This is a genomic window from Legionellales bacterium (genome assembly GCA_026125385.1).
Taxonomy (GTDB): Bacteria; Pseudomonadota; Gammaproteobacteria; order JAHCLG01; family JAHCLG01; genus JAHCLG01.
This window is the reverse complement of the sequence record JAHCLG010000032.1, coordinates 1-26,476: the sequence shown is the minus strand read 5'-3', so window position 1 is coordinate 26,476 and position 26,476 is coordinate 1. Positions and strand designations below refer to the sequence as shown.

The 26,476-nt window shown below is 36.8% G+C and carries 35 protein-coding genes; 14 read left to right on the top strand and 21 right to left on the bottom strand.

Annotation, left to right across the window (positions count from 1 at the left end):
* The coding region (locus KIT27_10675) for a ThiF family adenylyltransferase (protein MCW5590107.1) at positions 1-222 on the bottom strand (222 nt) is incomplete at its 3' end.
* Between the two features lie 6 nt (positions 223-228).
* On the bottom strand, positions 229-477 hold the full coding sequence (thiS, locus tag KIT27_10670; protein MCW5590106.1) for a sulfur carrier protein ThiS: 249 nt from the start codon (positions 475-477) through the stop codon (positions 229-231).
* A 168-nt stretch (positions 478-645) separates the two neighbouring features.
* Here thiS and KIT27_10665 point away from each other — a divergent pair, with 168 nt between their 5' ends.
* The gene (locus tag KIT27_10665) at positions 646-900 is read left to right on the top strand and encodes a type II toxin-antitoxin system RelE/ParE family toxin (GenBank protein MCW5590105.1); all 255 of its coding nucleotides are present in this window, start codon (positions 646-648) and stop codon (positions 898-900) included.
* Complete coding sequence (locus KIT27_10660; protein ID MCW5590104.1) at positions 897-1,289, top strand: helix-turn-helix domain-containing protein; 393 nt, start codon at positions 897-899, stop codon at positions 1,287-1,289. Before KIT27_10665 ends, KIT27_10660 begins: the two co-directional genes overlap by 4 nt.
* Positions 1,290-1,336: 47 nt before the next feature.
* Here KIT27_10660 and KIT27_10655 read toward each other — a convergent pair whose 3' ends face one another.
* The 4 genes from KIT27_10655 to KIT27_10640 all read right to left on the bottom strand — a co-directional run bounded on the left by KIT27_10655 (position 1,337) and on the right by KIT27_10640 (position 4,386).
* Complete coding sequence (locus KIT27_10655) at positions 1,337-2,503, bottom strand: ATP-grasp domain-containing protein (GenBank protein MCW5590103.1); 1,167 nt, start codon at positions 2,501-2,503, stop codon at positions 1,337-1,339.
* 92 nt (positions 2,504-2,595) lie between these two features.
* On the bottom strand, positions 2,596-4,011 hold the full coding sequence (locus KIT27_10650; protein MCW5590102.1) for an oligopeptide:H+ symporter: 1,416 nt from the start codon (positions 4,009-4,011) through the stop codon (positions 2,596-2,598).
* Positions 3,999-4,187 carry a ThiF family adenylyltransferase gene (locus KIT27_10645; protein ID MCW5590101.1) on the bottom strand — a complete coding sequence of 63 codons (189 nt, stop codon included), beginning with the start codon at positions 4,185-4,187 and terminating at the stop codon, positions 3,999-4,001. Before KIT27_10645 ends, KIT27_10650 begins: the two co-directional genes overlap by 13 nt.
* Position 4,188: 1 nt before the next feature.
* Entirely contained in the window at positions 4,189-4,386 is a 198-nt protein-coding gene (locus tag KIT27_10640; protein MCW5590100.1) for a MoaD/ThiS family protein, read from the bottom strand.
* A 186-nt stretch (positions 4,387-4,572) separates the two neighbouring features.
* On the opposite strand from KIT27_10640, the gene KIT27_10635 reads away from it, so the two are divergent.
* The 3 genes from KIT27_10635 (at position 4,573) to KIT27_10625 (ending at position 6,607) form a co-directional block, all read left to right on the top strand.
* Positions 4,573-4,989 carry a hypothetical protein gene (locus KIT27_10635; protein ID MCW5590099.1) on the top strand — a complete coding sequence of 139 codons (417 nt, stop codon included), beginning with the start codon at positions 4,573-4,575 and terminating at the stop codon, positions 4,987-4,989.
* On the top strand, positions 4,986-5,678 hold the full coding sequence (locus KIT27_10630) for an RES family NAD+ phosphorylase (protein MCW5590098.1): 693 nt from the start codon (positions 4,986-4,988) through the stop codon (positions 5,676-5,678). The genes KIT27_10635 and KIT27_10630 overlap by 4 nt, the downstream gene beginning before the upstream one ends.
* Positions 5,679-5,902: 224 nt before the next feature.
* Positions 5,903-6,607 carry a class I SAM-dependent methyltransferase gene (locus KIT27_10625; protein ID MCW5590097.1) on the top strand — a complete coding sequence of 235 codons (705 nt, stop codon included), beginning with the start codon at positions 5,903-5,905 and terminating at the stop codon, positions 6,605-6,607.
* 15 nt (positions 6,608-6,622) lie between these two features.
* Here KIT27_10625 and KIT27_10620 read toward each other — a convergent pair whose 3' ends face one another.
* Both KIT27_10620 and KIT27_10615 read right to left on the bottom strand, forming a co-directional pair.
* A complete protein-coding gene (locus tag KIT27_10620; GenBank protein ID MCW5590096.1) occupies positions 6,623-7,279 on the bottom strand; it encodes an aminotransferase class IV family protein in 657 nt (218 codons plus the stop codon).
* Entirely contained in the window at positions 7,276-7,374 is a 99-nt protein-coding gene (locus tag KIT27_10615; GenBank protein ID MCW5590095.1) for a hypothetical protein, read from the bottom strand. Before KIT27_10615 ends, KIT27_10620 begins: the two co-directional genes overlap by 4 nt.
* Positions 7,375-7,434: 60 nt before the next feature.
* Between KIT27_10615 and KIT27_10610 the strand changes: the two genes are divergently transcribed.
* Positions 7,435-7,617 (top strand): hypothetical protein, encoded by a 183-nt coding sequence (locus KIT27_10610; GenBank protein MCW5590094.1) that lies wholly within the window; start codon positions 7,435-7,437, stop codon positions 7,615-7,617.
* 29 nt (positions 7,618-7,646) lie between these two features.
* Here the strand turns inward: KIT27_10610 and KIT27_10605 are convergent, their stop codons facing one another.
* The 4 genes from KIT27_10605 to KIT27_10590 all read right to left on the bottom strand — a co-directional run bounded on the left by KIT27_10605 (position 7,647) and on the right by KIT27_10590 (position 10,424).
* On the bottom strand, positions 7,647-8,564 hold the full coding sequence (locus KIT27_10605; protein MCW5590093.1) for a nucleotidyl transferase AbiEii/AbiGii toxin family protein: 918 nt from the start codon (positions 8,562-8,564) through the stop codon (positions 7,647-7,649).
* A complete protein-coding gene (locus tag KIT27_10600; protein MCW5590092.1) occupies positions 8,557-9,354 on the bottom strand; it encodes a type IV toxin-antitoxin system AbiEi family antitoxin domain-containing protein in 798 nt (265 codons plus the stop codon). The genes KIT27_10605 and KIT27_10600 overlap by 8 nt, the downstream gene beginning before the upstream one ends.
* 86 nt (positions 9,355-9,440) lie before the next feature.
* A complete protein-coding gene (locus tag KIT27_10595) occupies positions 9,441-9,629 on the bottom strand; it encodes a hypothetical protein (protein MCW5590091.1) in 189 nt (62 codons plus the stop codon).
* Positions 9,630-9,755: 126 nt separating this feature from the next.
* On the bottom strand, positions 9,756-10,424 hold the full coding sequence (locus KIT27_10590; GenBank protein MCW5590090.1) for a hypothetical protein: 669 nt from the start codon (positions 10,422-10,424) through the stop codon (positions 9,756-9,758).
* Between the two features lie 379 nt (positions 10,425-10,803).
* Between KIT27_10590 and KIT27_10585 the strand changes: the two genes are divergently transcribed.
* The gene (locus KIT27_10585) at positions 10,804-11,877 is read left to right on the top strand and encodes a DUF1016 family protein (GenBank protein ID MCW5590089.1); all 1,074 of its coding nucleotides are present in this window, start codon (positions 10,804-10,806) and stop codon (positions 11,875-11,877) included.
* The gene (locus KIT27_10580; GenBank protein ID MCW5590088.1) at positions 11,877-13,118 is read left to right on the top strand and encodes a site-specific integrase; all 1,242 of its coding nucleotides are present in this window, start codon (positions 11,877-11,879) and stop codon (positions 13,116-13,118) included. The genes KIT27_10585 and KIT27_10580 overlap by 1 nt, the downstream gene beginning before the upstream one ends.
* A gap of 10 nt (positions 13,119-13,128) precedes the next feature.
* On the opposite strand, the gene KIT27_10575 is transcribed toward KIT27_10580, so the two are convergent.
* Positions 13,129-15,096, bottom strand: a complete 1,968-nt coding sequence (locus KIT27_10575; protein ID MCW5590087.1) for an NERD domain-containing protein — start codon at positions 15,094-15,096, stop codon at positions 13,129-13,131.
* Positions 15,097-15,507: 411 nt separating this feature from the next.
* Here KIT27_10575 and KIT27_10570 point away from each other — a divergent pair, with 411 nt between their 5' ends.
* A complete protein-coding gene (locus tag KIT27_10570; GenBank protein ID MCW5590086.1) occupies positions 15,508-16,272 on the top strand; it encodes a DUF3987 domain-containing protein in 765 nt (254 codons plus the stop codon).
* 30 nt (positions 16,273-16,302) lie between these two features.
* Here the strand turns inward: KIT27_10570 and KIT27_10565 are convergent, their stop codons facing one another.
* Positions 16,303-17,178 carry a ParB/RepB/Spo0J family partition protein gene (locus KIT27_10565; protein ID MCW5590085.1) on the bottom strand — a complete coding sequence of 292 codons (876 nt, stop codon included), beginning with the start codon at positions 17,176-17,178 and terminating at the stop codon, positions 16,303-16,305.
* Positions 17,179-17,536: 358 nt separating this feature from the next.
* Between KIT27_10565 and KIT27_10560 the strand changes: the two genes are divergently transcribed.
* The 4 genes from KIT27_10560 to KIT27_10545 all read left to right on the top strand — a co-directional run bounded on the left by KIT27_10560 (position 17,537) and on the right by KIT27_10545 (position 21,563).
* Positions 17,537-18,775 (top strand): AAA family ATPase, encoded by a 1,239-nt coding sequence (locus tag KIT27_10560; GenBank protein MCW5590084.1) that lies wholly within the window; start codon positions 17,537-17,539, stop codon positions 18,773-18,775.
* Positions 18,747-19,766, top strand: coding sequence for a ParB/RepB/Spo0J family partition protein (locus KIT27_10555; protein ID MCW5590083.1), 1,020 nt, complete (start codon positions 18,747-18,749; stop codon positions 19,764-19,766). The genes KIT27_10560 and KIT27_10555 overlap by 29 nt, the downstream gene beginning before the upstream one ends.
* A 57-nt stretch (positions 19,767-19,823) precedes the next feature.
* A complete protein-coding gene (locus KIT27_10550) occupies positions 19,824-21,113 on the top strand; it encodes a replication initiation protein (protein MCW5590082.1) in 1,290 nt (429 codons plus the stop codon).
* Positions 21,114-21,299: 186 nt separating this feature from the next.
* On the top strand, positions 21,300-21,563 hold the full coding sequence (locus tag KIT27_10545; protein ID MCW5590081.1) for a type II toxin-antitoxin system ParD family antitoxin: 264 nt from the start codon (positions 21,300-21,302) through the stop codon (positions 21,561-21,563).
* A gap of 469 nt (positions 21,564-22,032) precedes the next feature.
* Here the strand turns inward: KIT27_10545 and KIT27_10540 are convergent, their stop codons facing one another.
* From KIT27_10540 to KIT27_10520, 5 genes are all read right to left on the bottom strand, one after another.
* Positions 22,033-22,254 carry a hypothetical protein gene (locus KIT27_10540; protein ID MCW5590080.1) on the bottom strand — a complete coding sequence of 74 codons (222 nt, stop codon included), beginning with the start codon at positions 22,252-22,254 and terminating at the stop codon, positions 22,033-22,035.
* A 501-nt stretch (positions 22,255-22,755) separates the two neighbouring features.
* Entirely contained in the window at positions 22,756-23,037 is a 282-nt protein-coding gene (locus KIT27_10535) for a type II toxin-antitoxin system YafQ family toxin (protein MCW5590079.1), read from the bottom strand.
* On the bottom strand, positions 23,024-23,290 hold the full coding sequence (locus KIT27_10530; protein ID MCW5590078.1) for a type II toxin-antitoxin system RelB/DinJ family antitoxin: 267 nt from the start codon (positions 23,288-23,290) through the stop codon (positions 23,024-23,026). The genes KIT27_10535 and KIT27_10530 overlap by 14 nt, the downstream gene beginning before the upstream one ends.
* 87 nt (positions 23,291-23,377) lie before the next feature.
* Complete coding sequence (locus KIT27_10525) at positions 23,378-23,962, bottom strand: hypothetical protein (protein ID MCW5590077.1); 585 nt, start codon at positions 23,960-23,962, stop codon at positions 23,378-23,380.
* A gap of 286 nt (positions 23,963-24,248) precedes the next feature.
* Positions 24,249-24,515: a type II toxin-antitoxin system RelB/DinJ family antitoxin gene (locus KIT27_10520; GenBank protein MCW5590076.1), complete on the bottom strand. Its 267-nt coding sequence runs from the start codon at positions 24,513-24,515 to the stop codon at positions 24,249-24,251.
* A 181-nt stretch (positions 24,516-24,696) separates the two neighbouring features.
* Here KIT27_10520 and KIT27_10515 point away from each other — a divergent pair, with 181 nt between their 5' ends.
* Positions 24,697-25,662 (top strand): tyrosine-type recombinase/integrase, encoded by a 966-nt coding sequence (locus KIT27_10515; GenBank protein ID MCW5590075.1) that lies wholly within the window; start codon positions 24,697-24,699, stop codon positions 25,660-25,662.
* Positions 25,663-25,753: 91 nt separating this feature from the next.
* On the opposite strand, the gene KIT27_10510 is transcribed toward KIT27_10515, so the two are convergent.
* The gene (locus KIT27_10510; GenBank protein ID MCW5590074.1) at positions 25,754-26,080 is read right to left on the bottom strand and encodes a transcriptional regulator; all 327 of its coding nucleotides are present in this window, start codon (positions 26,078-26,080) and stop codon (positions 25,754-25,756) included.
* Positions 26,080-26,409, bottom strand: coding sequence for a type II toxin-antitoxin system RelE/ParE family toxin (locus KIT27_10505; GenBank protein ID MCW5590073.1), 330 nt, complete (start codon positions 26,407-26,409; stop codon positions 26,080-26,082). Before KIT27_10505 ends, KIT27_10510 begins: the two co-directional genes overlap by 1 nt.
* Positions 26,410-26,476: the final 67 nt, after the last annotated feature.

Sequence of the window (26,476 nt, the reverse complement as noted above, 5' to 3'; positions counted from 1 at the left end):
TAAGATTTGGCGTTGCAAATTCGAAATGTCCACTCGATCACCATCAATGATGGTAATATTACCAACACCTGCTGCCGTCAGATAGTATAATGCGGGAGAACTTAAGCCACCAGCGCCCACACACACGACTCTCGACTTTTCAAGTTTTTTTTGTCCATCTTTTCCAACATTTGGTAATGTAAAATGTCTGGCGTAGCGAGTATTCTCATTGTCTAGAATCATTTTAGATTAACCGCCTGAGATCGGTGTAATAATTTCTACGCTATCATGATCTTTCAAAATAGTGGTTTTATAAAGATGGTGAGGTAAAATCATTTTATTAAGTTTTATGGCGATGGCATTAGGATTGTATTGATTTAGCTGGGTTAAAAATTCATCGATACTCACACTATCATCGATATGAATACACTCATTGTTGAGAAGAATTGTTACAGCCATTAAATGATCCATCAAAGTAATATTGCAGGGTGTCATCATAACAAATTCATTCAATGGTGCAAACACATCACAGTGACAAACTCATGTTAAGCAAAATAGCCTATTAAATTTAATTCTGCCCTGCTCACAGCAATCATCCTGCTGCCTACAATTAGCTTAATGCTAACATAATTTGACATTATATTAACTATAAGCTAACATTATTTAATGTATACGGTTAAATATTCAAGGCAGTCGATCAAAACCTTGCAAAGATTACCGAAGCCCTTGGCCGATCGGATTATGGATAAAATTAAAAAACTCAAACAATCACCCTATCATGATCCTCAAGTCAAAGCGCTGAAAGGTTTGGATGCGTTCCGGTTAAGAGTTGGCGATTGGCGGATCATATACTCTATTAATGAAGGCTGCCTTGAAATTTTAATCATTAAGATTGCTCCTAGAGGAGAGGCATATAAATGAAACATCGTGAATTCCCCGTTCAAATTATCGAGAATAACGGCACACCAGAATGGGCTGTGCTGCCTTATGAAGATTACCTACGTTTGCAAGAAGTATATGAGATTGCACACGACTTAGATCATTTTAAATCTTTGCTGACCAAAGGCCAGGAAGAATTTATACCCGAAGAATATGCTGAGCGTCTTGTGCAAGGTGAAAATGCCATTAAAGTGTGGCGTGAATATCGACAAATAAAACAAGTAGATTTAGCAAAACGTATTGGCGTTAGCACGCCGTATCTTTCGCAACTTGAAAATAATTCTCGTTCACCGAGTATCGAAGTTTTGAAAAAAATATCCATTGCCTTGAACGTTTCAACCGATGATTTAATACAGTCTGATAAGTATTAAATGCTATCAAATTAATACCTCTTAATTATACACGAGGTTTTGGTATCTCATGAATGTTCGCTAACAATGATTAACTGATGGTTGAGCAAATTTGAATATTCTAAGTGAATGGAGCCAAGGTTTTCGCTCCATCCCAGAAAAGACGCCGCTTTAGACAGCTTTTTCGGGGCAGAGTAATGCATCCCTACACTCACATGAGTTTCAAACTCTAAATTAATACTACAACGAGGAATATCAATTTTAGTGATTGTACCTGCAATAATCGGATAATAGCCGCATAGATAGAATAAATCATCACTGATAATTTTTTCAATTTCTATGTTTGCTTCAAGCATTATCATGAGAGTTTCGAAAGAAATTCCTAATTTACGTTTATACAGCTTATTAAGTCCTATACCTGGTTGCCGAAAGTTTGCTTCTAAGAAAATAAAATCATTATTATCACGAAAGAACTCTATGTGCATCACAGCATTTTCCACTTTAAGCAAGCGCTGTATTTGTATCGATAATTCAGTAATAATCTTTTTTATTGCATTATCATCTATTTCCGTGCTTAATAAGGGTAAATTATTAGTGATCATTTTATGATTTGGTGATGAATATTTTCTTGTATTGCTATATTTAACAATTCCGAATTGGATGATTAATTCACAATGGTATAATTCACCTGTTAAATATTCTTGAACAATAAAATCGTCAAAATTTAGATCTAAATTTTGTACAAAATTATCAAATTCACGAAAATTTGATATTTCACAAGTACCTTCCGAGGCAGATAAACTATGAGGTTTAATAAAAAACATGGGGTTCTTGAAGTAATCTGTTAGATACAGATAAGTATCATTTTTATTTAATGGAATAGTTTTAGGGGTTCGAATAAATTTTTTAAGATGCTCATATGTAACATTTTTATTAATTTGGTTCTTTGCTGTAATTTCATTTAAACCCTGAATATTATAAAATTCCCTTATAAATCCAATATCAGCACTCAATCTGTCATTCATGCAACATATGAAATCTGCGCGGCAGTTCTTTATAGCATTTTTCAATTCTTCTCTAGAAAAATTTTTTACTATTAAAGCATTATGATATGGGTTTTTACCACCTTCTCTAACAACTGGGATTACATTTATTCCGTATCTTGATAGGTATTTAAAATCTATCAAGTCATAATGACTTGTTGGATTTACTGCTATAACATTCTTATTTTTCAAACCTTATCTCCATCTTTTTTTTACAAAAAGGAAAACGGTTTAACCATGTAATAATCAACAGCCATTGCTCTAAACTGCTAACATTAATCACTTTATTTTATTTCCAATCGATACTGATAACTTATAAAAATTAATAAAAATGCAAAAACCACCAAAGAATAAAGCAAGTAATGAAATCCAACCATTTTATGGTTAAATAAACTTAAAGTATTAACGGTGCTAATTGCAAGATAACCCGAAATAATTGCAGAAAATCCACTCACAAAGCGACCAAAACCCATCAAGATCCCCTGCAATTGTTTTGGACCTAATTCACCTACCATTGCACTTGAGCTTGGCCCAACCAGTATTTCCCCACAACTAATTAAAAAGTAAACGAGGATTACCCACCAAATTGATATAAGGTGGTGTTGAGCAATATTCGTGATATAAAATAAAGTAACCAACGCTAGTCCACTAAAGAAAACACCTATCAATAGTTTATAGAGCGTTTTCATTTTATAAATAACGCTTTCTTTGAAAAAGAGATATACCATTAGTCCAACTATAAACACCATGGCAGGATCTAAGCAAAAAAAATCTGATGCCGGAACTACGTGATGAAATATGACTCGATTGACATGGGTTTTAATAAATATCAACAATGCTGTAGGTTCGAGATCATATAATGACCAAAATAAAATTAATAATGAACTCATTAAAAGAAATTTTCTTATATTTTCCTGTTCATTATTAACTAACTCATCTGAGAAAAAAGAAACGTACAACAGATAGCTTATAATTGAAATCGCCATCATAATTATGATAGCTCGGTCAAACTCAGGATGGCTTAACAAACAAAAAGACAGCAATGCTAAAATTAATCCTGATATGAACACCATTATTAAATTAAATATTTTTTTCTTATCCGACTCTTCTTGTAGTTCACATTGCGACCCATTTACAAATGGGAATTTATGACTCAACACTGAAAATAATTGTGAAGCTATCAATACTCCAAGTGCCGCTAGAGCAAAAACCCCGCCGTAACCAAATCTATCCACAATGCTGCCTGAGAATAATCCACCAAACATTGCACCAATATTCATAAGAAAATAGGATAACGTAAATGCAATACTTCTTTTATTATCGTTAGAGTTAAAAACTTGGCTGACACAAACTGCTTTATTAGGAATAAAAAATCCACATCCAACCACATATAAACTTAATCCAAGGGTTAAATAACCGAAAATACTGACCAATAACAATCCTATAGGCATAAAAATACCACTGATGATTACTGAATTTCTAAATCCTTGCTTTTGTCCAATGTATCCACCTGCAATTGCCAGACAAAAAAACAATGATAAAAATGCACTAAAATAGCAATATGCTGCTTCTCTTGACATTCCGATCTGATTCATCAAGTAGAAAACTAATAATGAAACTATTAATCCAAAGGTAAACATATAAAATGTACTTGCTACGGCATTTACTATAGAAGCTTGAAACTGCGTTAATTTAACCATGAAACTATTTTACCAATTCCAGCAGCCGTTAAAGAGTATAAAATGGGAGATCCCAATCCCCCTGCGCCCACAACAGCAACGCAGCTTGCCTTTAACTTTTTTTGTCCGTCTTCACCTATCTCTGAGAGTGAAAAATGACGGCGGTAACGAAGTTGTTCTTCCAGGGTAAATGCCATTTTATCCACCCGCAAATGCTCGCAGAATACAAATTTCATCATTTTCATTTAGGTTAATAATGGCTAAATCACTCTTGTCGATAATATTACCATTCAAACTGATCGCACAGTTTATGCCGTATTCTTCCCGCGTACTCAAAAATTGAGCCAGATTTACCAGTGGGGTTTCAACCAGTATCTCATTTACAAAAATATTCATATACCACATCTTGTCCATGAAAAATAAGGCCATGATAACAAATTTTACCAGGATACTATAGCAACCTAAATTAATTTATCTATTATCAATAAGTTATGGAATTGTAATGTGAATTACTTTTTATTGTATTGTGTAATACATTTATGCTATACTTAGTCTATAAGCTTTATTGATGAGCATTTAACTATGGCCTATTCATTTTCTGAACCCACTGATTTCTCTCGCCTACAAAGCAAACAAGCGCGCAAGACCTTAACCAAAGCCATTATACGTTTGTTTGCAGAATGGCAACTCTCAACAGCTGAACAACTCAATTTACTCGGGCTATGCGAAACCAGTCGGACTCAACTCAATAAATATAAACAGCTTGAAAGCATCATCCCTTTCGAACGCGACAAACTCGATCGCGCAGGATTATTATTATCGATTTATAAAAACATTTTTGATCTTTACCCAGAAAATCCCGCTATCCGTACGACATTAATTAAGCGAAAAAACACCCTACTCGATGGTCAAAGTCCGTTAGATATTATGTTAGAAAAAGGCTTAAATGGCATTGCTAAAATTAAACGCTTTTTTGATTTCCAAATGGTGACTGGATGAATGAATTATTTACCCATTCCGTTCGTTTTAATCAATCAGCTAAACGCAACGTAGTGTATGTTTCTCCACCTCAAGTCGGATTGGGTCATTTGATTGATAGCGATGATGCAATTGAAGATTTGATACTTTTTCAAACGGCTGCCAATAAAAATATTTCGCAGAGTAACACCGTTGATAATGACTTTTATTATACCGCAGCCATCGACTATCCTTTCATGACAGAGCCCTATCTTAAATCTCGATACTCCGATGGCAGTTATCCTGTTTGGTATGGTGCAAAAGATATTGAAACCACCGTTTATGAAACGGCGTATTACGCTGTAAAATATGCGAAACATGCAGGGATCACAGAAAATGAAGGCGTTATTATCAAAAAAAGAACCCTTTTTGACGTTCATTGTAATGCGATTCTTATCAATCTGGTCGGGCATGAAAGCGCTTTTCCTCAACTCATTTCGGATGATTATCACTATACTAATTTTATCGGCAAAGAAATCAAACAAGGCGGTTACCCTGGTTTATTATCGCCTTCCGCACGCTATCCGTCCGGTATTAATGTGAATATTTTTAAAAAAGAAATATTAGATAGTCCTCGATTGATTGATGTCATGGAGTATCAAATTGACCTTGCTAAAAAGCAATTACGTGTCGTAAAAAATCGCAATATTTTTTTATCGATTTCGATTTAAGCTAAACTAACGCTATGCTTAATGAATTGATTAAATACATATACTACATAATGGTACGTTAATTGTAGCAAATGAGAAAAATTGGGATAATAGTCACACAATAATTCCTTGAGTTTATGGTACTTACTAAGATAAGATTATTAAGTTAATACCATATTATTTAAATTCCGTGATGTCACTATTTAGTTAAAATCAGCACTTTTATTGATAATAGGAATAATTTAATGATAAAAAATAATTACTATTTAAATGCATCAATTTATGCCAAACATAGTTTGCAAGACACTGCATTTCTTGCATTTAAATATATACCTTCTCTAGTATACAAATATCTCCGAGTAGAAAATCCAGTGGCTCTTGATTACGGGTGTGGTTCCGGTAGATCAACCCGATTTATAAAAGATCTTGATATCAATGTTAATGGTTTCGATATTGATCACAATATGCTAAAGCACGCAAAATCATTTAACGATGATATTACTTACCAATTAATACGCAGTGCTACCATCCCTACTCAAGATAAATACTTTGATATCGCATTTTCATTTCTTGTACTATTTGAATTATCAAATAAAAATGATATTTTGAGTATCTTAGAAGAGGTCTATAGAGTTTTAAAATTAGGATCAGTCTTTATCATTGTCACAGGCAGTGAAGATATATATTCAAAAGAATGGGTATCACTTGATGCATCTTATCCCCAAAATATCAATTTAAGTAGCGGTGACATTGCGAAAATAAAATTAAAGGATATTGGCTTGGAATTGTTCGACTATTATTGGACAGACATGGATTATAGAGATATTTTTTCCAAAACTCATTTTACATTGGAAGAAACACTTCACCCCAAAGGAGATAAAACCGACGGTTTTAAATGGCTCGACGAAACTATGTATTCTCCCTACGTTATTTACGTACTAAAAAAATAATAGTATTTAGCAAAATTACCCTTGTTTTTTAATGTGATTTTGATAAGCCTTTTGTATCTGCTGAGTAAAAACGCCGATAGCACCTTTATTAATTAATTGATGATCTATTTTTTTCACTGGCTGAATTTCTATTAAAGAATTAGTCAAGAACACTTCTTTTGCGCTTAATAATTCTTGTTGAGTAATTACACTCTCCGAAATTTCTATATCAAGTTCTTTGCAAATATTAATGATCATACCTCTAGTGATCCCAGGAAGTGCTCCATCCTCGAGACGAGGTGTTATCACAATACCATCACGATTAACCATAAAAATATTAGCAGCACTTGCCTCAGCAACATTACCTTTAGTATTTAGTAAAATACCTTCATCAGCACCATTTTTCACTGCCTCCCGTCTGGCTAATACATTATCTAAATAACTTAGTGACTTTATATTGCATAAAGGAGAAAATTCATTTCTTCTAATGCTGGTTATGAATATATTTGCAGGTGGCAAGGCATGTGCCGAGAATGGGAAAGCCGTTAGCATAACCGTTGGTTTAGGATCAGTAGGCGGCAACAGCCCTCTATGGCCGGTGCCTCGCGTTATCGTTAACCTCAAACTTGCATCCTTAGCCGTTAACCCGTTGTGTATGAGTGTTTCCGCTACTATCTGCTCAAATTCACTCAATGAATAAGGAATAGGATCTCTAAAAAAGCGGCTCCTGCTTGAAGTCTTTCCCAATGTTCTTTTAAACAAAAAACATTACCATGATAACTTCTCATTGTTTCAAATAAATTTGGTGAAAATATAACGAACATTCTACTGGATATTGAGAATAATAATTGTTATGGATTAGCCAGTTTCCAAACGGGCTTGAAACAATACTGGCTTATGAGGTATTAAAGGTTTGGTCCCTTTTAACCAGGATGCCTGGCGCACCTCAGTTAGCGCCGAAATTAGCAGAAAAATTGCAGCCATTAGCTAAATTTAAACTCCAGCAAAAAGATATTGGCCGTGATTTTTAAAATTCTTGATATTGGATATTAACAACATTTTATCTCTCTAACACAACGGTTAATTTTTTCAGCATAGCCTGGTGTTTCGCTTTATCCATGTTTCGAATATTGATTAACTTCCATTTTAATGCAGGCAAGTCCTCTAAATTATCAAATGGCATCAAGGAGTAATCAGGATCACCTTTTTTCACTGACAATATAAACTCCCGTTCACTACTTGATAGCATTTGGTTAATCACTTTAATGAGCTCTTCACGAGTATTTAATAATGTTTCCAGTGATACAGGTTTTTCCGTCATATTGATGAATTCATTTTCAAATATGTTATTTAAAACAATCAAATTTGGTCGTAGTAATTCGTGTATGGGTCTTGGCGAGCAAAGTAAATAAATAACAAATGCCTGGCGAATACCCTCAGTAACACCTTGGTTTTCTAGCAGTACCTGTATATCAAAAAAGTCGCGCGGGTGCTGCCGACTCAGCGCCGCACATATTTTCCCAGCGAACAGTTCTTCTTCTGACAACACCGGTATTTGCTTAATACTGTATTCGAATTTATCTTCTACAGCTTTGGCAATATCCATTTTTCTTGTTGGTAAGAGTGTGCCGCGCATAATGAAATTGGGTTCGATTTTTATTTTAGTAGCTCCATTTGCAATAATAAGCTTATGCAATTGGCCATCTTTAGTTTTTAATTCTCTTATTTGAAATTTTTTATTACGCTTAATTATCTCTTCACCAAAAAGGATTAGTCCAGATTCTATTTCCTTAATTGCATTTTTCCTTGACTCCGACTTTAAATACGTTAGATCGATATCAACCGACAGTCTTGGTAAATTTCGAATAAAAAAATTAATAGCCGTTCCGCCTTTTAAGGCAAAAATTTCTTGCTCTTTTAATGCAGGTAAGCAATCTAATAGTAATTCAACCTGAGCAACATACTGTTCTCTATTCATCATCTTCCTCTTGTTGTTGATTGAGTTCATTCGATTGTGGAAGACTCAACATCCATTTTTCACTATATGAACCGCCCTCACCGATCACCCGCTTACCTGAACCCAACTCCAAATCCTTTATACTCAAGTCATTAAAACAAGCTAAATTATTTTTTTCAGCCAAATACAAGAATAAACGCTTAACCTTGATGGAATGACACGTCTTCAATAGGTGTTGCATTATTTGACCTCTTAATCGATCCAAACCTTCCATCAGCTCTTCTGCATGCGATAATGTTATTTTTATAGGAACCAGGGCTAATACCTCTAACACAGCACGCTCAGGGGCAGCGACGGTTAATTCCACCCCCTTAACCATTTTTTTTGACAACCCTTCTGAATGATTGAATAGTTTTTTTTGCTCAAAGTAACAATTCGTAAAATATTGCCGAAACCATACGGGCAAGGTGATTTTCTTAAAAACGCTATTATAAAGATAAAAAACCGGATTATGATCGTCTATCATCGTGTATTGAGAGATCCCATAGAGCTGCAGCGCTGTTAGTCCACCGACATGGATCGGCATATCGAGCTGAGACTGTAACGCCTTTACTGCACCAGACCAGGTTATTTCATCATTCAAACGACTATAAGCGCCTCTCCCAAGGCTTTTTATCCAACCATGATCACAGTACAATTTAACCAGCTGTTTGTAATAATCGTTATTTTTCAACCAAGTAGATGTCAAAATAACGCCGGCTGGCCATTCAGATAGCAAATAGTTTAACTTTGATGATTTCGGTCTATTCATAATAGACTATTATAAATTATTTCGAACAAAAAACAAGAAAAGTTTACTATTATTATAATTGGTCTATTAATAATAGACCCTTTTGACTATTTTAAACTATTATGCCCTGCTTTCGCTTGTGATCGTAACGAACTACGTAAATGAATATGACGACCTATTGAAGCAAACTTTACGATCATTTCAGCCTTGCCACTAAAGAATATACAGCGGTGCGCCTGATTAATCGGATCTTTGTTTTTCATGAGTTCTTGCGTATACACGACTAGCGTTGCCATAGGTGTGCCGTGCTGCGTTGAAGTGGCTACACTAACCAGGACAATTTACATGTCCGGGTTGTCCGGAGTAATGTCCTGGTTTCAAAAGGAACCATTTCGTTTTTGGCCCAAGTTGACCTTCATTACCTACATATCCTTATAATGCTCATCGATAGCCCAACCTTGTTGGCGCAAGCGTAAATAAAATCCAACTTTTGCAATAGTCGTTGCACTGCCGAGCACTAACGCATATTCATAAATTGCATCAATGTTAACTTTTTGTATATTAGCGAGCGATCGCCAAACTTCCTCTAAGCCACCACTCAAATTAATGCGATCTAACACATCAACCAATGTCCGCTCTAATTGTGTGACGCGAACCTTGAAACCATGGTGATCAATTTCATCAGTAAAAATAAAACGCTTTTTTTCAGGCAATGATGTTGGATATTGAGTCACTTTAAAACGATCTTGGCGAAATTGAAAATCTCGAATTTTTTTTGCGGATTGAAAAACATATTGAAAATGCAGAGAGTAGGCGAGACCATGAAATTGCAATGCACTGTGGTAGGCAATTAACGCATCCGGTGCAAGCATGCTGATAACAGCGTAAGGATCAACTGGATAGTGTTCGGCATTCGCACCCAGCGGAATTGAGGCATAGAGACCTTGCTTGATGCGAACGATATTGCCACTTTTTAGATGTTGATTGAGCATGACGCGACAGGTTGTTAATGGATTACCCATAGCACGAGCAAATTGCTCGGCCGTGAATATTTTAGGCTCAAAGAAGAATCTGTGTGCTTTTGATGCCATATGACATAAATCATCAATTAATATATGTTATATATAACTCTTGATAATAAATGTCAATTAATTCAAAGAGAGCTGTATGAGACGAAATAGACACTTTAACTTGTCTATTTCGTCTTATTTAGGTGGATCCGCCCATCCTAACAACTTAATAAGTCCAATAGCTTTTACTATTGGACTGTTTACTTATCTTTGAATTTAAAGTATATTACGATGAAAAAATGCTTTCGCTTACGGTCGTGAGCGAAAGTTGTCCTGGTTATAGGCAAGTACTACATATTTTAAATACCATAACTTTTTGCAGCACTCGCTGCAGAAAGATCAAGCTAGCGGTTACCTGCCTAGTTTTGAAAATGCGAATAGATACATTTGGTCATCAGTGATGACCAAATTATTAAGGGTAGATATGGATAACTCACTGATCAATGAAACACAACTGACCGCCGATATTAATCATTTAATTGAAACAGCCAAGTATCAGCTAAGAAAACAAGCAAATACAACAATTGTTATGCTCTATTGGACTATAGGTAAACGGATTAATGAGGAAGTATTAAAATTTGAAAGAGGTGAATATGGGCAGCAAATAATAAATATTCTTTCGAAAAATCTTCAAATGCGTCATGGACAAGGTTACGGGGCACGAAATCTACGGCGCATGGTTCAGTTTGCAAAATGCTATCCGGATAGCGCAATTGTGTCATCACTGATGACCAAATTAGGTTGGACTCATTTTGTTTATTTAATAACCATAGATGACCCCTTAAAGCGTGATTTTTATGCTGAAATGTGCCGCATTGAAGGCTGGAAAACCCGAGAACTTATTAAAAAAATTGAGAGCATGTATTACGAGCGGATTGCATTATCGAAAAAACCTGAAGATGTTATTTCTACCGAAATATCGAAATTACGACACGCGAACGAATTAACCCCTGATCATGTTATTCAAGATCCTCTAATTTTAGAATTTTTTGAAGGACGAACATTTAAATATGAAAATACTTTTGAACAAGCGATTTTAGACGATATCGAAAATTTTCTAATGCGTATGGGAAATGGTTTTGCATTTTTGGAGCGCCAAAAAACAATTGAAATCGATGGTGAATTTTATCGTATTGATCTTCTCATGTTTCATCGTCGTTTACGAAGACTCGTCGTATTAGAACTCAAAATGGGTAAGTTTAAAGGGCAAGACAAGGGACAACTAGAACTCTATCTACGATGGTTAGAAAAAAATGAAATGCAACCTGGTGAAAATCCACCGATTGGCATTGTCTTATGCTCAGAAAAATCAGAAGAAACGGTTGAGCTATTACAACTAGAAAAAAGTGGAATCAGGGTATGTCAATTTTTAACTGATATCCCACCAAAAGAAGTATTAATAGAAAAATTTCGAGAAGCAGTGAAAAGAGCGCGCAATAGAGAAAATAATATTTCTTCCGATGATGGTGAATAATGGCAAGAACAGCAAATTTCCCCAAACCCTTTATTGATACCTTGGAATATTTAGATGAGAAAAATAACTTAACCAATCAACTTCCATCGTTCACAAAAAATGATTTGATTTGTGTATTGGATTTTCTCAAACAATATCAGAATAACAAGGCAACATTTGAATCCTATCGCCGTGAGGTTGAGCGTTTAATGCAATGGTCGTGGCTCATTGCCAAAAAATCATTGCTTGATTTAAAACGACAAGATATCGAAACGTATTTGCAATTTTGTTTAAATCCACCTAAATCCTGGATAGGTTTAAAAAAAGTAGCACGTTTTGTCACCCGCAACGGTGAACGCACGCCAAATCCTGCCTGGCGCCCTTTTGTGGCTAATGTTAGTAAAAGTGAATTTAAAAAAGGCGTTAAACCTAATAAACAAGATTATCAATTATCACAAAAAGCGATCCGCGAAATATTTACTGTGCTCAGTAGTTTTTATAATTATCTTGCCTTAGAGGAAAAACTAGCACTGAACCCTATCGCATTAATTAAACAAAAAAGTAAATATCTGCAAAAGCGCCAACAACAATCACCCGTCATGCGTTTATCAGAAACGCAATGGCAAGCCTGTCTTGAGACAGTTAAAGCCATGGCCGCAACCGATCCCGATAAACACGAGCGCACGCTATTTATTATCTCAGCGCTCTATTTACTATATTTGCGGATTTCTGAATTGGTGGCAAGTGATCGGTGGGAACCACAAATGGGACATTTTTACCAAGACAGTCATAATAATTGGTGGTTTAAAACACTAGGGAAAGGCAACAAACTGCGTGAAATTGCGGTATCTGATGATATGTTAATAGCACTCATGCGTTATCGTGAAAGCATGAAGCTACCTGCCCTCCCCGCGTTAAATGATCAAACACCATTACTACCCAAAGAAAAAGGCAAAGGTAGCATGACCAGTTCTCGCCACATCCGTCGCTTAGTACAATACTGTTTCGATGCCACGATTGAAAAATTACGCGCGAGTCACAAAACCACAGAAGCTGACGCACTTGGATCGGCAACCGTTCACTGGTTACGCCACACAGGAATTTCCGACGACATCAACAAACGCGGCAGACCCGTTGCCCATGTGCGTGATGATGCGGGACACAGCTCCAGTGCTATTACTGATCGCTATAATGATATTGAGTTAACAGCAAGGCATAAATCGGCCAAAGGTAAAAAGTTAGCAATTCCTATTAAAAATTAATTGGACTTATTTAAATTATTTTTCCCACCTTTTTAAAGGGCTGCTTAGATGCAAGTATATATTTGGCAGATAAATTTGCATCTCTTTTAATACCAATTCCATACCAAATATTAAAGCCTGTCAGTCCGTTGTTTTTCTTTACACTCTTTTTTAATTGATTTTGTGACTTTTTTACTCCAAGTTTATCACAAATAATTGTTAATAATGCTCCGCCTTCACTATTCCCAAAAGAAGCTACTTTCCATGTTTTACCTTGCCTAATTTCATTTGCAATCTGACTGATCAAAGCATTTATTTCTAACGCAGAATTTGGATTTAAGCTTAACAAATAAAAACCAAACTCCATTTGTTCTACTGTTTTGGGACATTTAACTTTCTTAATAAGTTCATTGATACTGGTATCAGCATATACTGTTAAAATACCTTGTGGCATTTCCATTGTTTTACTATCTACTCTACGCGAAAACATCACTCGATCTAACTCGGCGGTTTCCTCATCATTTATTACAAAAATATCAACATCATCAGAGATATGTAAATTATTCGATAAATAAAACGATAACACATTATATTCTTTGACATTTATTATCTTACAGAAATACTCACATCTAATTTTTAAGTAGTACAAAAAATATAATGGAGATGACAGTAATTCACATAATATATCTAAAATAAACACATCAATAACATAAGGGTTATAGTGAATGTTCAACTTGTTAAATAATAAATTTCTCGTTTTGGCTGCAAGTGAAGGGTAATTATCAGACAGCAGGCACATAATAAAAATTTGATAGTTTTTATTATTCATAGCGATTTTTTTGTTACCACAAACGAATAGATATTTTTTATTACTTAGAAATTCAGCGCACCTTACACCCTGTTCATATGAATCTTCCACAGCCTTTTTGAAATCGTTTTCTAACGTCTTAATATCTCCGCCTTTCGATCTTAAAGTGAGTTTTTTCGATTTAGCCTGAACAATAATAGCTATATTGGTATAAACAACAAGCACATCGATTTCACCAATAATTTTATTATTCTCTTTAATGACAACATTCTGATACACATTCTCTTTGCCAAAGATTGTTTCTAGTTTTTTAAACGCAAAATTTTCGGTGAAATTTCCCCTATTATTACTCATTACCGAAATATATTCGTTGTCTTGATTCATCCAGTAAAATGGTGATTCATAAATTGATTCTGCTAATGAGTTAGGTTGAAACATTACATATTTATTATCGATTTTAATGATGGGACACCTTTCCGCAAGATTATAATCAAAAAATGACTTAAACCCTGCATTTTCATTTCTACCAACCGTCGAAAACACTGCTAGAAACGCTTCAATAACGCTTGGTTCACAATTAACTTGTTCTTTTAATTCTTCAGCAGTAAAAATCATCGTATCCAGTATTGGAAGTTTTCGAGCAGAACTGATATCAAAACTGTCTAGTGCATCTCGTAGTTTGTTCTCCATTAACATAAATAAAGCTTGTACCACAGCGCAAGCATCATGAATTGAGAACCCTTTGTTTTTAACTAGCCAATCATTATCAAATTGGTATTTCACCTTTGCTAAATCTAAGTATTGAAAATAATACGGCCCTTCTCCTTCATAAAGTATTGCTTCACGGAAAAAAGCTCCCATTGTTGATTCATCATGGTTATCAGAGTGATTATCACAAAATGCTGAGACCAAGCTTTGATGCAGCATTTTTATCAATTTTTCAGTTTTTGCAGTTAATCTAACAAATTCTTCATCACCAGGGTAATCATCAATGTGATTAGCTTTGATTAATAATCCAGTTAATATTGAGATTTCTTTTCTAATTAAACGTTCATGGTTCGAAAAATACTGCTGTCGAACAGACATAGGAGTTATGATGTCCCTATACCATAAAAATGCAATAATATGGATATATCCATCAGATGAGCATAATTCTTCAAGCTCCTGAAACAAATTTTCCAATTCCGACATATTCGTATACACCTTGGTTAAGCCATCAATGGCACATGTGATAATGTTATCGAAAAACCGGCTATCCAACACATCAGTATTGAAGACTTTTTAATAATATAATTAACCAGCTCCTTTTCTAATACTTCATTTATCAGTATCCATATTAACTATGGTGTATTTTAATTGCTGCATCTCTTCTACACTTGCTGCCCATATTTACTTTCCCAGGAATGCCGCGAACGTATGCTAATTGAAATGAATGAAACACTTATTTATGAGACAGTCTGGGATACTCCCCTACCCTTTCACCAAGAAATTTCTGAAACGCCACCCTATCCGGTTCAAGCTTTGCCAGCCATCATTCAAGATGCGGTTCTGTGCTATCAGCAATAGGATCAACAACCGCTACCATTAATTGCCTGCAGCGCGTTGGCGAATATGTCGCTAGCATGTCAAACGCTGGCTAACGTTGCTCGTGATCATTTATTAGTTAGTCCTGTGTCACTTTATTTTCTCGTTGTTGCTAGTTCTGGTGAACGTAAGAGTGCGGCGGATCACGCATTTGGGCAAGCGATCCATGAATGGGAACTTAAAATCAGAAATGACTTAGCGCCCGTGACTGCTCTTAACAAAATGTCGGATCGGCTTGCAGCTTGTTTAGATGAATCTTTGTCGATGGATATTGCTGGTTGCGAAAACATCCCTATCCTCTCCTTTTCAACTAATGCTAAAAACATCTGGATCAAATTTTTCAATACCGTTGAAAAAGGATTAATTAATCCAACTCAATGGTTCACCATGAAAGATTTTGCCAGTAAAGCGGCTGAAAATGCGGCTCCCCTTGCGACACTTTTTCATTTTTTTGATGGCAAGCAAGGCGCTATTGAAACTGAAACCGTAGAGCGTGCGATTAACATCATTGAATGGCATTTATGGGAAACTAAACGAATGCTACACGTTGAAACTGATTCACGTCACCAACAAGATGCTATGCGCTTAATCCAGTGGTTAAAAAGTAAAAGCTTGTCACAGACCACACCTCGGCAGCTACAACAATTTAGTCCTATCCGTGATAAAAAGCGACGCGATGAAGCCATTCAACACCTCATTGAGTCTGCCTATTTGAAAGAAATTAAAAACGAATGTAAAACAATCCTGCTTGTGAACCCAACCATTTTAAGCGGTAACGAATAGCAAGCTTGCTACATTGCTACAACTGCTACATCAATCGACGTTAACATGCTCTATTAGCCAGTCGATTTCATCTGGGGAATCAATTTGAATGGTGACTTTACCTGTACCCTTGCTGTTTAATTTAACAGAGACTTTCGTCGAAAATTTTTCCGATAATTGCCGTGCCCAGGCTTCGCATTGATCATGATAAAAAGATGGTTGCTTTATTTGTTGAGCCGACGTCTTGGCTTCTTTGGCTGACTGTACTAGCTTTTCGGTATCTCGCACACTTAATTGCTTAGCAACGATTAAATCTGCAATGCGGATCTGCTGATTAGCCTCTAAGGTGAGTAATGCGCGGGCATGCCCCATATCTAACCTACCCTCTTCCAATAAATTTCTTACCTCTGGCTCGAGCATTAATAAGCGCATGGTGTTGGTCACGGAAGCACGCGAACGTCCAACCATATTCGCAATTTCATCGTGTTTCATCGAAAACTCATCACGAAAACGCGCAAAGGCTTGGGCTTCTTCTATTGGGTTTAAATTTTCGCGTTGAATATTTTCAATAATGGCAAACGCAAACGCGACATTATCTTCAATTTCTCGAATGATAACTGGAACATGTGTTAATCCTGCGATTTTAGCAGCACGCCAACGCCGCTCACCTGCAATGATTTCATATTTATCAGGATCAATTTTTCTAACAATTAACGGTTGAATAATGCCTTGGGTTTTAATCGAATCAGCAAGCTCATTAAGAACGGCTTCATCAAACTGTTTGCGTGGTTGATATTTACCTGGTATCAAAAATTGATGAGGAATTTTTTCAATTTGTTCATTGGACAGCGATGAAACTGTTGCATCAGCGGTTAGGCTATTTAATCCGCGCAACCCTTTTAATCCTTTCAATTCTACATTTGACACAAATTGCCCCTCAAATTGAACCAACGCCCCGCAAGCGTCTCCCCTACCCGCAACTGTCTCATCTTAGCGTCATTCTATCCGATAGTTGCCCCGCTAACGTCGCAACCTAACCCTGCAAATGTCTTATCTTATCCCGTAAACGTCGCATCACTCCCCGCAAACGTCGCTTAAAACACTTTAATCAGTTGATTAATTAGGGAAAATTTTAACTTAAACAACAGAAATAGTCTTAAACAAAATTAAAACACGTTGTGTTTCTATTGTAAATAAGAAATTTCATTAATTAGTTGTATTTTCACAAAATACGAGTTAAATTACAAAAAACGTGAAATTTACACAACTTGCGGAAAGGGAAGTTATGCTAGAAACACAAATAATGCCTTACGGTACCGATAATCCAGAACAGCTAATGGATAAATTTTACCAAGCTGGAAACGAAATGCTATTAACACTCAGAAATTTCGTTACTAACCCTGAAAAAAGAAAAAAAGCGCGTACCTGGGGTGCTATAGAAGCAGCAAAAATGGTAGGGGTATCCGCTCCTACTTTCAGAAAATTACTGGAATCTAACGCTAATATTCCAGGTATAGTGACTGAAGAAGCCGAAAATGGACGTAAAACTAAAAAATATACACTCGCAACGATTAATACACTTCGTGATAAAGCAGGAACACGGTATAAACGACCAAAAGGCTCGAAAGCACTTACCATAGCGGTTTCAAACTTGAAAGGTGGTGTCGGCAAAACTGAAACAGCAGTCGATTTAGGAAAAAAAATTGCGATTGAAGGATTGAAAGTTTTATTATTAGATTTTGACGCACAAGGCACAGCTACTCTTATTAGTTCAGGCTTAATCCCTGATTTAGAATTGCGCTATGAAGATACCATTACCAATGTTCTTATTTCTAATCCCAACAACATTAAAGACGTTATTTTAAAAACTCACTTTGATGGGTTTGATATTATTCCTGCCAATCTTGCAATTCAAGATTGTGATTTAATTTTACCGAATGAAAAAGAAAACAACCATGAACGCCTAGGCTCTCCTTTTATTCGTTTGACTGAGTCATTAAAAATCATTAAAAATCAATATGATGTGATTATTATTGATTGCGGTCCCAACCTTGGATTGCTCACACTCAATGCCATTATTGCTTGTGATGGAATTATTATTCCAATACCACCGAGCATGAATGATTACTCAAGTTTTATCATGTATACCGCGACACTACGCAATATGTTCAAAGAATTATCGACAAAAAAACTAGAGTATCTCCGTATTTTGATTTCGAAACACAATAGCAGTAATGAAGCATTACAAATGGAAAATATGATGCGAGAGCAATTTGGACGATACATTTTAACCAATCATATGTGTGAAACCGTTGAAGTTGCAAAGGCTGCTAATGAAATTGGTACGATTTACGATGTATCTAAGCCACGTGGAAGCCGCGAAGCTTATCGTCGCGCTTTACAACACCTTGATGATGTCAATATGGAAATTATTAATAACTTCAAAGATATTTGGGAAAAACAAGCCAAATCTAACCTGTTAACTGGAGAAAATCATGGACAACAGCAAGCGCAATATTCATAGTTCTGGTCCATTAGGGATGCTCATGAAAAGTGGGCAGGTTAAAAAGATTGAAAATACTTCAGAGCAAGCGGTAATGGAAAAAGAGGTTTCTGCCCCTCATAAAACAGGCGCTTCTTACTTTAAAACACAGTCAGGGATTGAATTTTCTGAACAAGAATTAGTGTATGTTGATCCCAAAGAATGTGAGCCATGGCAATATGCGAATCGGCAAGATGAAGAGTTAGGAGATATTGCAGAGTTAATCGAGTCGATCAAAGCAAACAAGCAGTTACAACCTGCGTTAATACGTAACCACCCTACCCCACATGATGGCATTAAGTATGAAGTTATTTTTGGTCGCCGCAGACATTTGGCTTGTTTAAAACTAGGAATTCCCTTTTTAGCAATCCGCAAAGCTATTCCTAATGTTCAAGACGCAATTGCTTCTCAAGATGCCGAAAACAAGCTCAGAAACGATGTTAGTAACTATTCCAATGCGATTCTCTATAAACGCCTGCTTTCTGATGGTGTATTTAAAACTGAAAAAGAATTAGCAGAGAAGCTAAGATTATCTGCTTCAACCCTAAATGATTTAATGGCTTACGCTAAGATACCTGCTGATATTGTTAAGAAAATACCCAACATCCATACCCTCTCTAAGCAAATTGTAGTGAAGATTGTTCAATTGCTAAATAAGTCAAAAGATAATCATCAAAAAATTATGGCTATTGCTGATCAATTAGGTACGACGATTACTTCACACGCGAAACTTGAACAGATTTTTAATAAAAAATCGACTAAAGCTAAAAAACATACCAAAACCATGATGTCAGCCAAAACTTATAGTACTGCTACAGGTAAGAAGCTGTTTACGTTTAAATCTGACAATCGAGGATTGCCTTCTATCGTTATCAATAAAGAGGTTATCGAATGGATTAATCTGGATGAAATTTGTGATCATTTATCAAACTACTTAGAGAAAACAATGACTGAATCCGGATATCCGGATTAAACAAGTGGAAACCGGATCCGGATATCCGGATCAATGTAGCATAGCATGGAGAACATTATGTCGAGCGCAGCGTTAGCTAATCACAGAAACACGGAGCTTAAGAAGCATGTTAACGCTATCCATTGTTCCAATAATCTGACTTTAGTTCAAAGAAAATTGTTTAATGCTCTTCTATTTAACGCTTACCCTGAATTACCTCACAAACAGCGTTTTGAAATTAGAGGCAAAGATCTGTGTTGCTTAATTGGTTACAACAGTAAAGATACGGGCAAACTGAAACAAGCGCTCTTGGGTTTAATCACAATTGCTATTGAATGGAATGTCATTGATTGCGCGACTGGTCAAGAGAAAAAATGGAAGGCCAGTTCAATTTTAGCTTCTGCTGAATTATCGAATGGCGTTTGCGTTTACGAGTATAGCCAAGTCATGAAAGAATTACTTTATCAACCCGAAATATATGGGCGGATTAACATTGAAATAATGTCACGATTCAAATCAAGTTATGGGTTGGCGTTATATGAAAATTGTATTCGTTATAAAGGGCTTGCGCAAACTCCTTGGTTTCCATTAGAAATGTTCCGAAAATTAATGGGTGTATTTGATAACAAATATCTCGCATTTAAAGATTTTAAAAAGCGTGTGCTTGATATTGCGGTAAGAGAAGTCAATGAAACTTCTCCTATTAAAATAACCCCTGAAATAGAGCGTGTTAATCAGAAAGTGACTAAACTACGGTTTAAGTTAACGAAGAATCTCCAATCAGATAATTTCATGTTAACAGCACACGTAGTCGATGAAGAATTGAATGCGCTATTAAAAGATACATTCGGCTTTTCTCAACAAATGATTGAAGAAACGACCAAGAAATATGAGTCTCAATACATCAAAGAAAAAATAGAAATCATTATGCAATCGGAAAGTTTCATCGCAGGTAAAATTAGAGGCTTGGCAGGCTACTTAATTGAGGCGCTCAAGAAAGATTATAAACTTAGCAAATCTAGTAAAGCGGTGGTTGAAGAAAAACGCAGATTACGTGAGGCAATGGAACAAGAGAAATTGCGCAAAGAAAAGAGTAGGGAAGAGCGTTACAATCGTTATACCACTAAGAAAATTGATACCTTCATTGCTAACCTTGATGAGCAAGAGAAAAGAAAATTAGACGATGATTTTGCAACATATATCAAAAAACAAAATACTATATTCCAGGGCTGGTATCGAAAGCACGGTTTAGAGCATCCGGCAACAAATGCGAGTTTCAAACATTTTGTTAAGGAAACAAGAAAGGAACGATTAGGTGAATTACTTTCTTTAGAAGATTTTATAACACTGATTGACGAAAATAATTAACGGGTGAGACGTTTGCAGGGAATAAGTGGTTGCGACGTTTACGGGTAGAGTAAGGGTGACGTTTGCAGGTCGCTTGGGTATTTTTAAAGTTTTGCGTAAGTCCTGTCTAAGATGATTTTTCGAGGGTGATCCATGGGGGTTCAGTCCTTCATTTTCTCATGAACCGCTAACTAAGGAGCTAGCCCGATGAACATATCATTAACCCCAGAATTAGAGCGTTATGTTCAAGAAAAGGTCTCTTGCGGCTTGTATACATCGGCAAGCGAGGTGATCCGAGAGTCCCTTCGTCTGATGAACACTTATGAAGGGATACAAAAACAACGTATAGCCGAATTAGATCAAGCCATCAGTTTGGGAATGGCGCAATTAGAGCAGCAACGCCGAGTAGATGGGCAAACGAGCCGCGAAAAAATGAAACACAAAATTGATGAGATCGCCAAGGGAAGCTAAGGGATGGCAAATCGTTACGTGTTATCGTTGCTTGCTGAGTAAGATATTGAAGAAGTGATCACCTATCTTGCCCATGAAAATACACAGGCGGCTTATGATTTTGTCGATGCGTTATACAATACCTTTGAGAGCATGTTCAAAATCTTTTTACCAGCAACTTAAATACTTGCTAAATAGTGGTGTAGCTATATGGGAATGTGGATTTAAAATAGAAAATTTAATTGAAATGAGATAGTTGCAGGGGTCAAAGAATTTCACTCTATAAATTATAATCCGAGAGACGTTGTTGCAATTTCTTAATGGTTCCTTGTTGATAATGTTTCATTTTTTCTAATCTGGATATTAAATCTCTTTGCGCTTCAACGTTTGATTTTGTGACAGAAGCAGAGGTATAAACTTTTAATTCAAGAGCCGATCATCTTGGGGCAGTCCGATCGGCTCAGTCATGATTAGCGCCAGATCAGTTTACTCATGGTTGATAACTGTTTTGGGTAGGCGCTACTTCAAGTTCATCAGGGCCATTCGTCATATCTGTGTTTTGGGGAGAAACAGTATTTGCCTGCGCTGCTTGTACTGCATTGTACAAGGAAGAAGCGTCAAACTCTTGAGTCAATGGATCAAATGCGTCATCAGGGGCTGCGTCTTGAGGAGCATTTATAACAAAAAAACTAAATTGATTTTGTGTAGACATTTTAATTTCCTCTTTTTATTTTAGTATATAAATTGTACCTGCAAAAAACCAATAGGCCAAATTGATTTTTTTTATTAAATCAATAGTAACTGTCTATTTTATATTGAGGAGGTGGTCTGTCACAAAAATGATCACCTCACCTTATATACAGCCGCATAAGATGAGTTAGATACTATTAGTGGTAACATTAACTCACATAAACTGTCGATATAGGAATGAGAACGGCTATCAGGCAAAAAATTTTAAGATCATGAGGTACAACTGCAACTCAAGTCACTTGAGTTGTGTAGGTAGTTGAATGTAAGTTAATTTTAAAAATTAACTTACAAACTCTTTGATTTTGTTAATCGATGTTTATAAGTTGTTGGAAAGAATGTAACCTATTAATTTTAACTATAATACTTGAATGAAATGCAACGTTTACAGGCATTTATGTGACATTGACAGGCTTTATTGATACATCTACAGCGTAGTTAGTAAAAAATATTAATACTGTGAACATTACCGAAACAGCTCGCTGTGAGAACCTAATCTTGCAAGACGTAAAAGATTGGTATTCGACTTTCGATAAATGAGCAATAGATCCGGTTTTATATGACATTCGCGGTAGCCAGCCCAACTTCCGCTCAAATCGTGATCACGATAACGCACAGCAAGTGGCTGATCATTTGCGAGAGATGTCAGTATTTCGGTTAACTCTTCACTCAATGTTTTGCTGTATTGGCCTTTTAACTCACGTTTATAATCGCGTTTGAAGGCGTTGGAGTGCTCAATCATCCGCATTAAGATCATCCATTAATGCTTTAACCGTGTTAACAGGCTTGCCTTTTCCTGCCTCTAATTCTTCGATAGCATCAAGCGTGGTTTTATTCGGGACTCGAACTTCAAATGGCATGCGTTTTTCATCGGCAATGCGCAGCATTAATAAGCGGATAGCATCGGAGATGGATAACCCCATAGCTTCTAATGCGTCTGAGGCGCGGATTTTTGTCTCGGTATCTATTCTGGCGCGGACATAGGTATCTGCTCTGTTCATGACGATACTCCTAAGGTCATTTTTATTATTGTAGTCTTGTTGTGACTACAAATCAAGCTGTAGGGTAATCGATGACATCTTTAGGGTTCAGACTAACTCACTGGGTAAATGATATTCCTCAAGCCGTTGTTGTAAGTGTTTGATGGTATCTTCTTGATAGTGATTCATTTTTTCTAATCTAGAAATTAAATCCGATTGCGCTTCAATTTTAGCTTTAGCCAACATGAGCTGATTTTCGGCTTCCATTAATCTTTCAGCGGTCTTCAGTCGCTCTAATTCACTGGCGGCTAATTTCGATTTTAAGAGTTGTGGATCATTCGTTAACTGTTGAATAGGTTCTGGGATCTCGTTTTCAACAATATTGTGCTTAATGTAGTAGGGCAGGGAGTGTTCGAGTTCAGCTTGCAGTTCGTTGATCTGCGCCTGCAAGGCTAAATACTGTTGATGATCGTGCGTCATCATTTCGATCAAGGTTTGCATGCGAGCTTGCCTGGAGAGCGTGCGGCGATCCTGATCGGGGAATTGTTGTTTGAGCTCCTTTTCTTTTTGAGCCGCAATATCATTAAATTGATCGCGGATCTTGGCTGGAATAATCAAGTTAAATTCGACTAAGCCTTGCTGTTGGCGCTTGCTGCGATGGCGTTCTAAGATGATTTTTCGGTGGTGATCCATAGGTTTTTAGTCCCTTAAATTTGCGATTAATCAGGCGCGATTAATCGAGCGTGATGATTATAGCGGGTTTGGGGTGAAAAGGGTAAGAATTCTTAAGGCACCATAATGGGAATTTATGGAACCTTAACGAGAGGTAGGGTTAATTAACGGGTTTTGCTATAAAAAAGGACAAAACGGAGAGGATTGTCAAAATAGGAGTCGTGTGTTTGAGAAGTCGGATCTTTAAATAACATCATTGAGGGAGCAGATGCTCACTTTTATTGGTATAATGAACATCAAGCACGCGTTATAAATCCAGTTGCTTAAGAAAATCGTCGATCCCTTTGGTTTTAATCACCTCTTCCCCACGCTCAGATTTTTCTAGCACTAAAGCGGTTTCAGTGTTTGGAATGTTTGGTAAGGCAATATCAAACGGTAATCGCTTTTGCAGGATAACTTGTTTTAACATCAGATTAATAGCGTCTGAAGTGGAAAGCCCCAGCGCACTTAAAATGATTTCTGCTTGTTGTTTGGTTTCGGAACTAATCATTCCACGAACGACGGCTTTTCTCATACCATCACCCCTTATTCTAAACATAACATAGTTATATTATAGCTATATTATGTCACAATTCAACTTTTTACCCAGTCAGGTTATAGCTGAGAAATTCTAGAACCATAATGAATAATTAGGATATGATGAGTTTTATTAACATGAAAATGCTCAAAAATCGTCTGTAAGGGGAAACGCGTCAATGGACAGTAAAACGCTTGATGTTGAATTACTGAGTACTCACCAGGATCTGATCGAAGGCGAGTTAGACTCGGATTATATCCAAGCGGCTACAAGTCCCAACACCCGTGAAGCGTATCAACGGGATGTCGAACATTTTTTACGTGAGGGTGGTCAATTGCCAGCAACTCCGGTGATGGTCGAAGCGTATCTTCGCAAACTGGCACCCGATTATAATCCGCGTACGCTCATTCGCAGGCTGACGGCGCTTCGTCAATGGCATAAATTAAAAGGTGCTCCCGATCCCACGAAATCACCCTTGGTGACCAAAACCATGCGCGGGATTGCACGACTTCATGGGCGTCCCAAACAGCAAGCGTTGGCACTCAGGCTTTCCGATTTGGATCAACTGGTGCAGTATTTGGATCAGCAAAATTCAATTCTGTCCTTGCGCAATAAAGCGCTTTTATTATTAGGCTTTTTTGGGGCGTTTCGTCGCAGCGAACTCACCTCACTCAAATGGGAGCACGTGAAATTTGTGCGCGATGGTTTGATGGTGAATTTAGTCAGAAGCAAAACCGATCAACAGGGCGAGGGCGCACGAGTTGTCGTTCCTGTCGGGAATTTAGAACGGTGTCCGGTGCGGGCGTTGCTGGCGTGGCGACAAGCGTGTCGAGAGCAGGTGGATGGATTTATCTTTAAACGCTTCACTAAACAAGGGAAAATCTTAGAAGAGGCTATTACCTCGCGCTACTGGAATCGGCTATTGCGTAAGCTAGCGAAAGAAGCAGGAATATTCAATTGGGAAGATATTTCGAGTCACTCGTTACGTCGAGGGTTTGCGACGGAAGCGGCACGTCTTGGCGCTTCCTTACCTGCCATTCAAAAACATGGGCGTTGGCGTACTACACGAACTGTGGTTGAATATGTTGAAGCTGGAAGACAGTTTGCGGATAGCGCGGTGAAGGTATTGTTTGAGTATTCGTGAAAACTATATTTTCGCAGTCTTATTTTATGGAGCCATTACCAATGGATACTCCTGTGTGCCAGGGACAGTGAGACAAAGAAGAAAATTAGTTTCATTTTTCTTCTTTGACTAGACTTACTTTAAAACGGATCCCTTCTTGAGTTTGTAACTGATGTAAAATACCCACTAAAGATTGAGTGGTAGGATTCCCTTGGGGTCCTAGCATCCGCTGGAGACTTTTACTGCTTTTATGAAGTTTGTCAGCTAATGGCTCAAAAGTCGATGTTGCATTGATAAAATCTCTCAGCATCAATTTTGCGGCGTCAAAATCACCCGTGAATAATTCATTCATAGCTTCTTTCAGCAGTTCATGGCGAAATGTGCGATCACGGATTGCGCGTTCACGGATCGTTTCTTTAAATGTGCGAGTTAATCCCATTATGATTGTCCTCTCAATGACTTGTATTGTTTCCACAAGCGTTGTGCTAATTTAATATCTTTAGGCTGTGTTTTTTTGTTTCCACCAAACAGCAGCAAGATAACCGTATCATCTTGTCGACCATAATAAATTCGATAACCAGGCCCGAAATCAATTTTATATTCCCATATTCCTTGACCAATACTTTTTGCATTGGAAAAATTACCCTGCTCCATTTTATACAGCGCCATGGACACCTTAGCTGCTGCTTGAGCATTGAGCTCGTCAAACCATTTTTTAAATGGATTTGAAAGATCGTCCGTTATATATTCAAGGAGTTGATACTTCATAACTAATGGTAACATAAAAGTTACCAATGTCAAGTGTGGTTAAAGTGTTGGATATTGAAAAATGAGT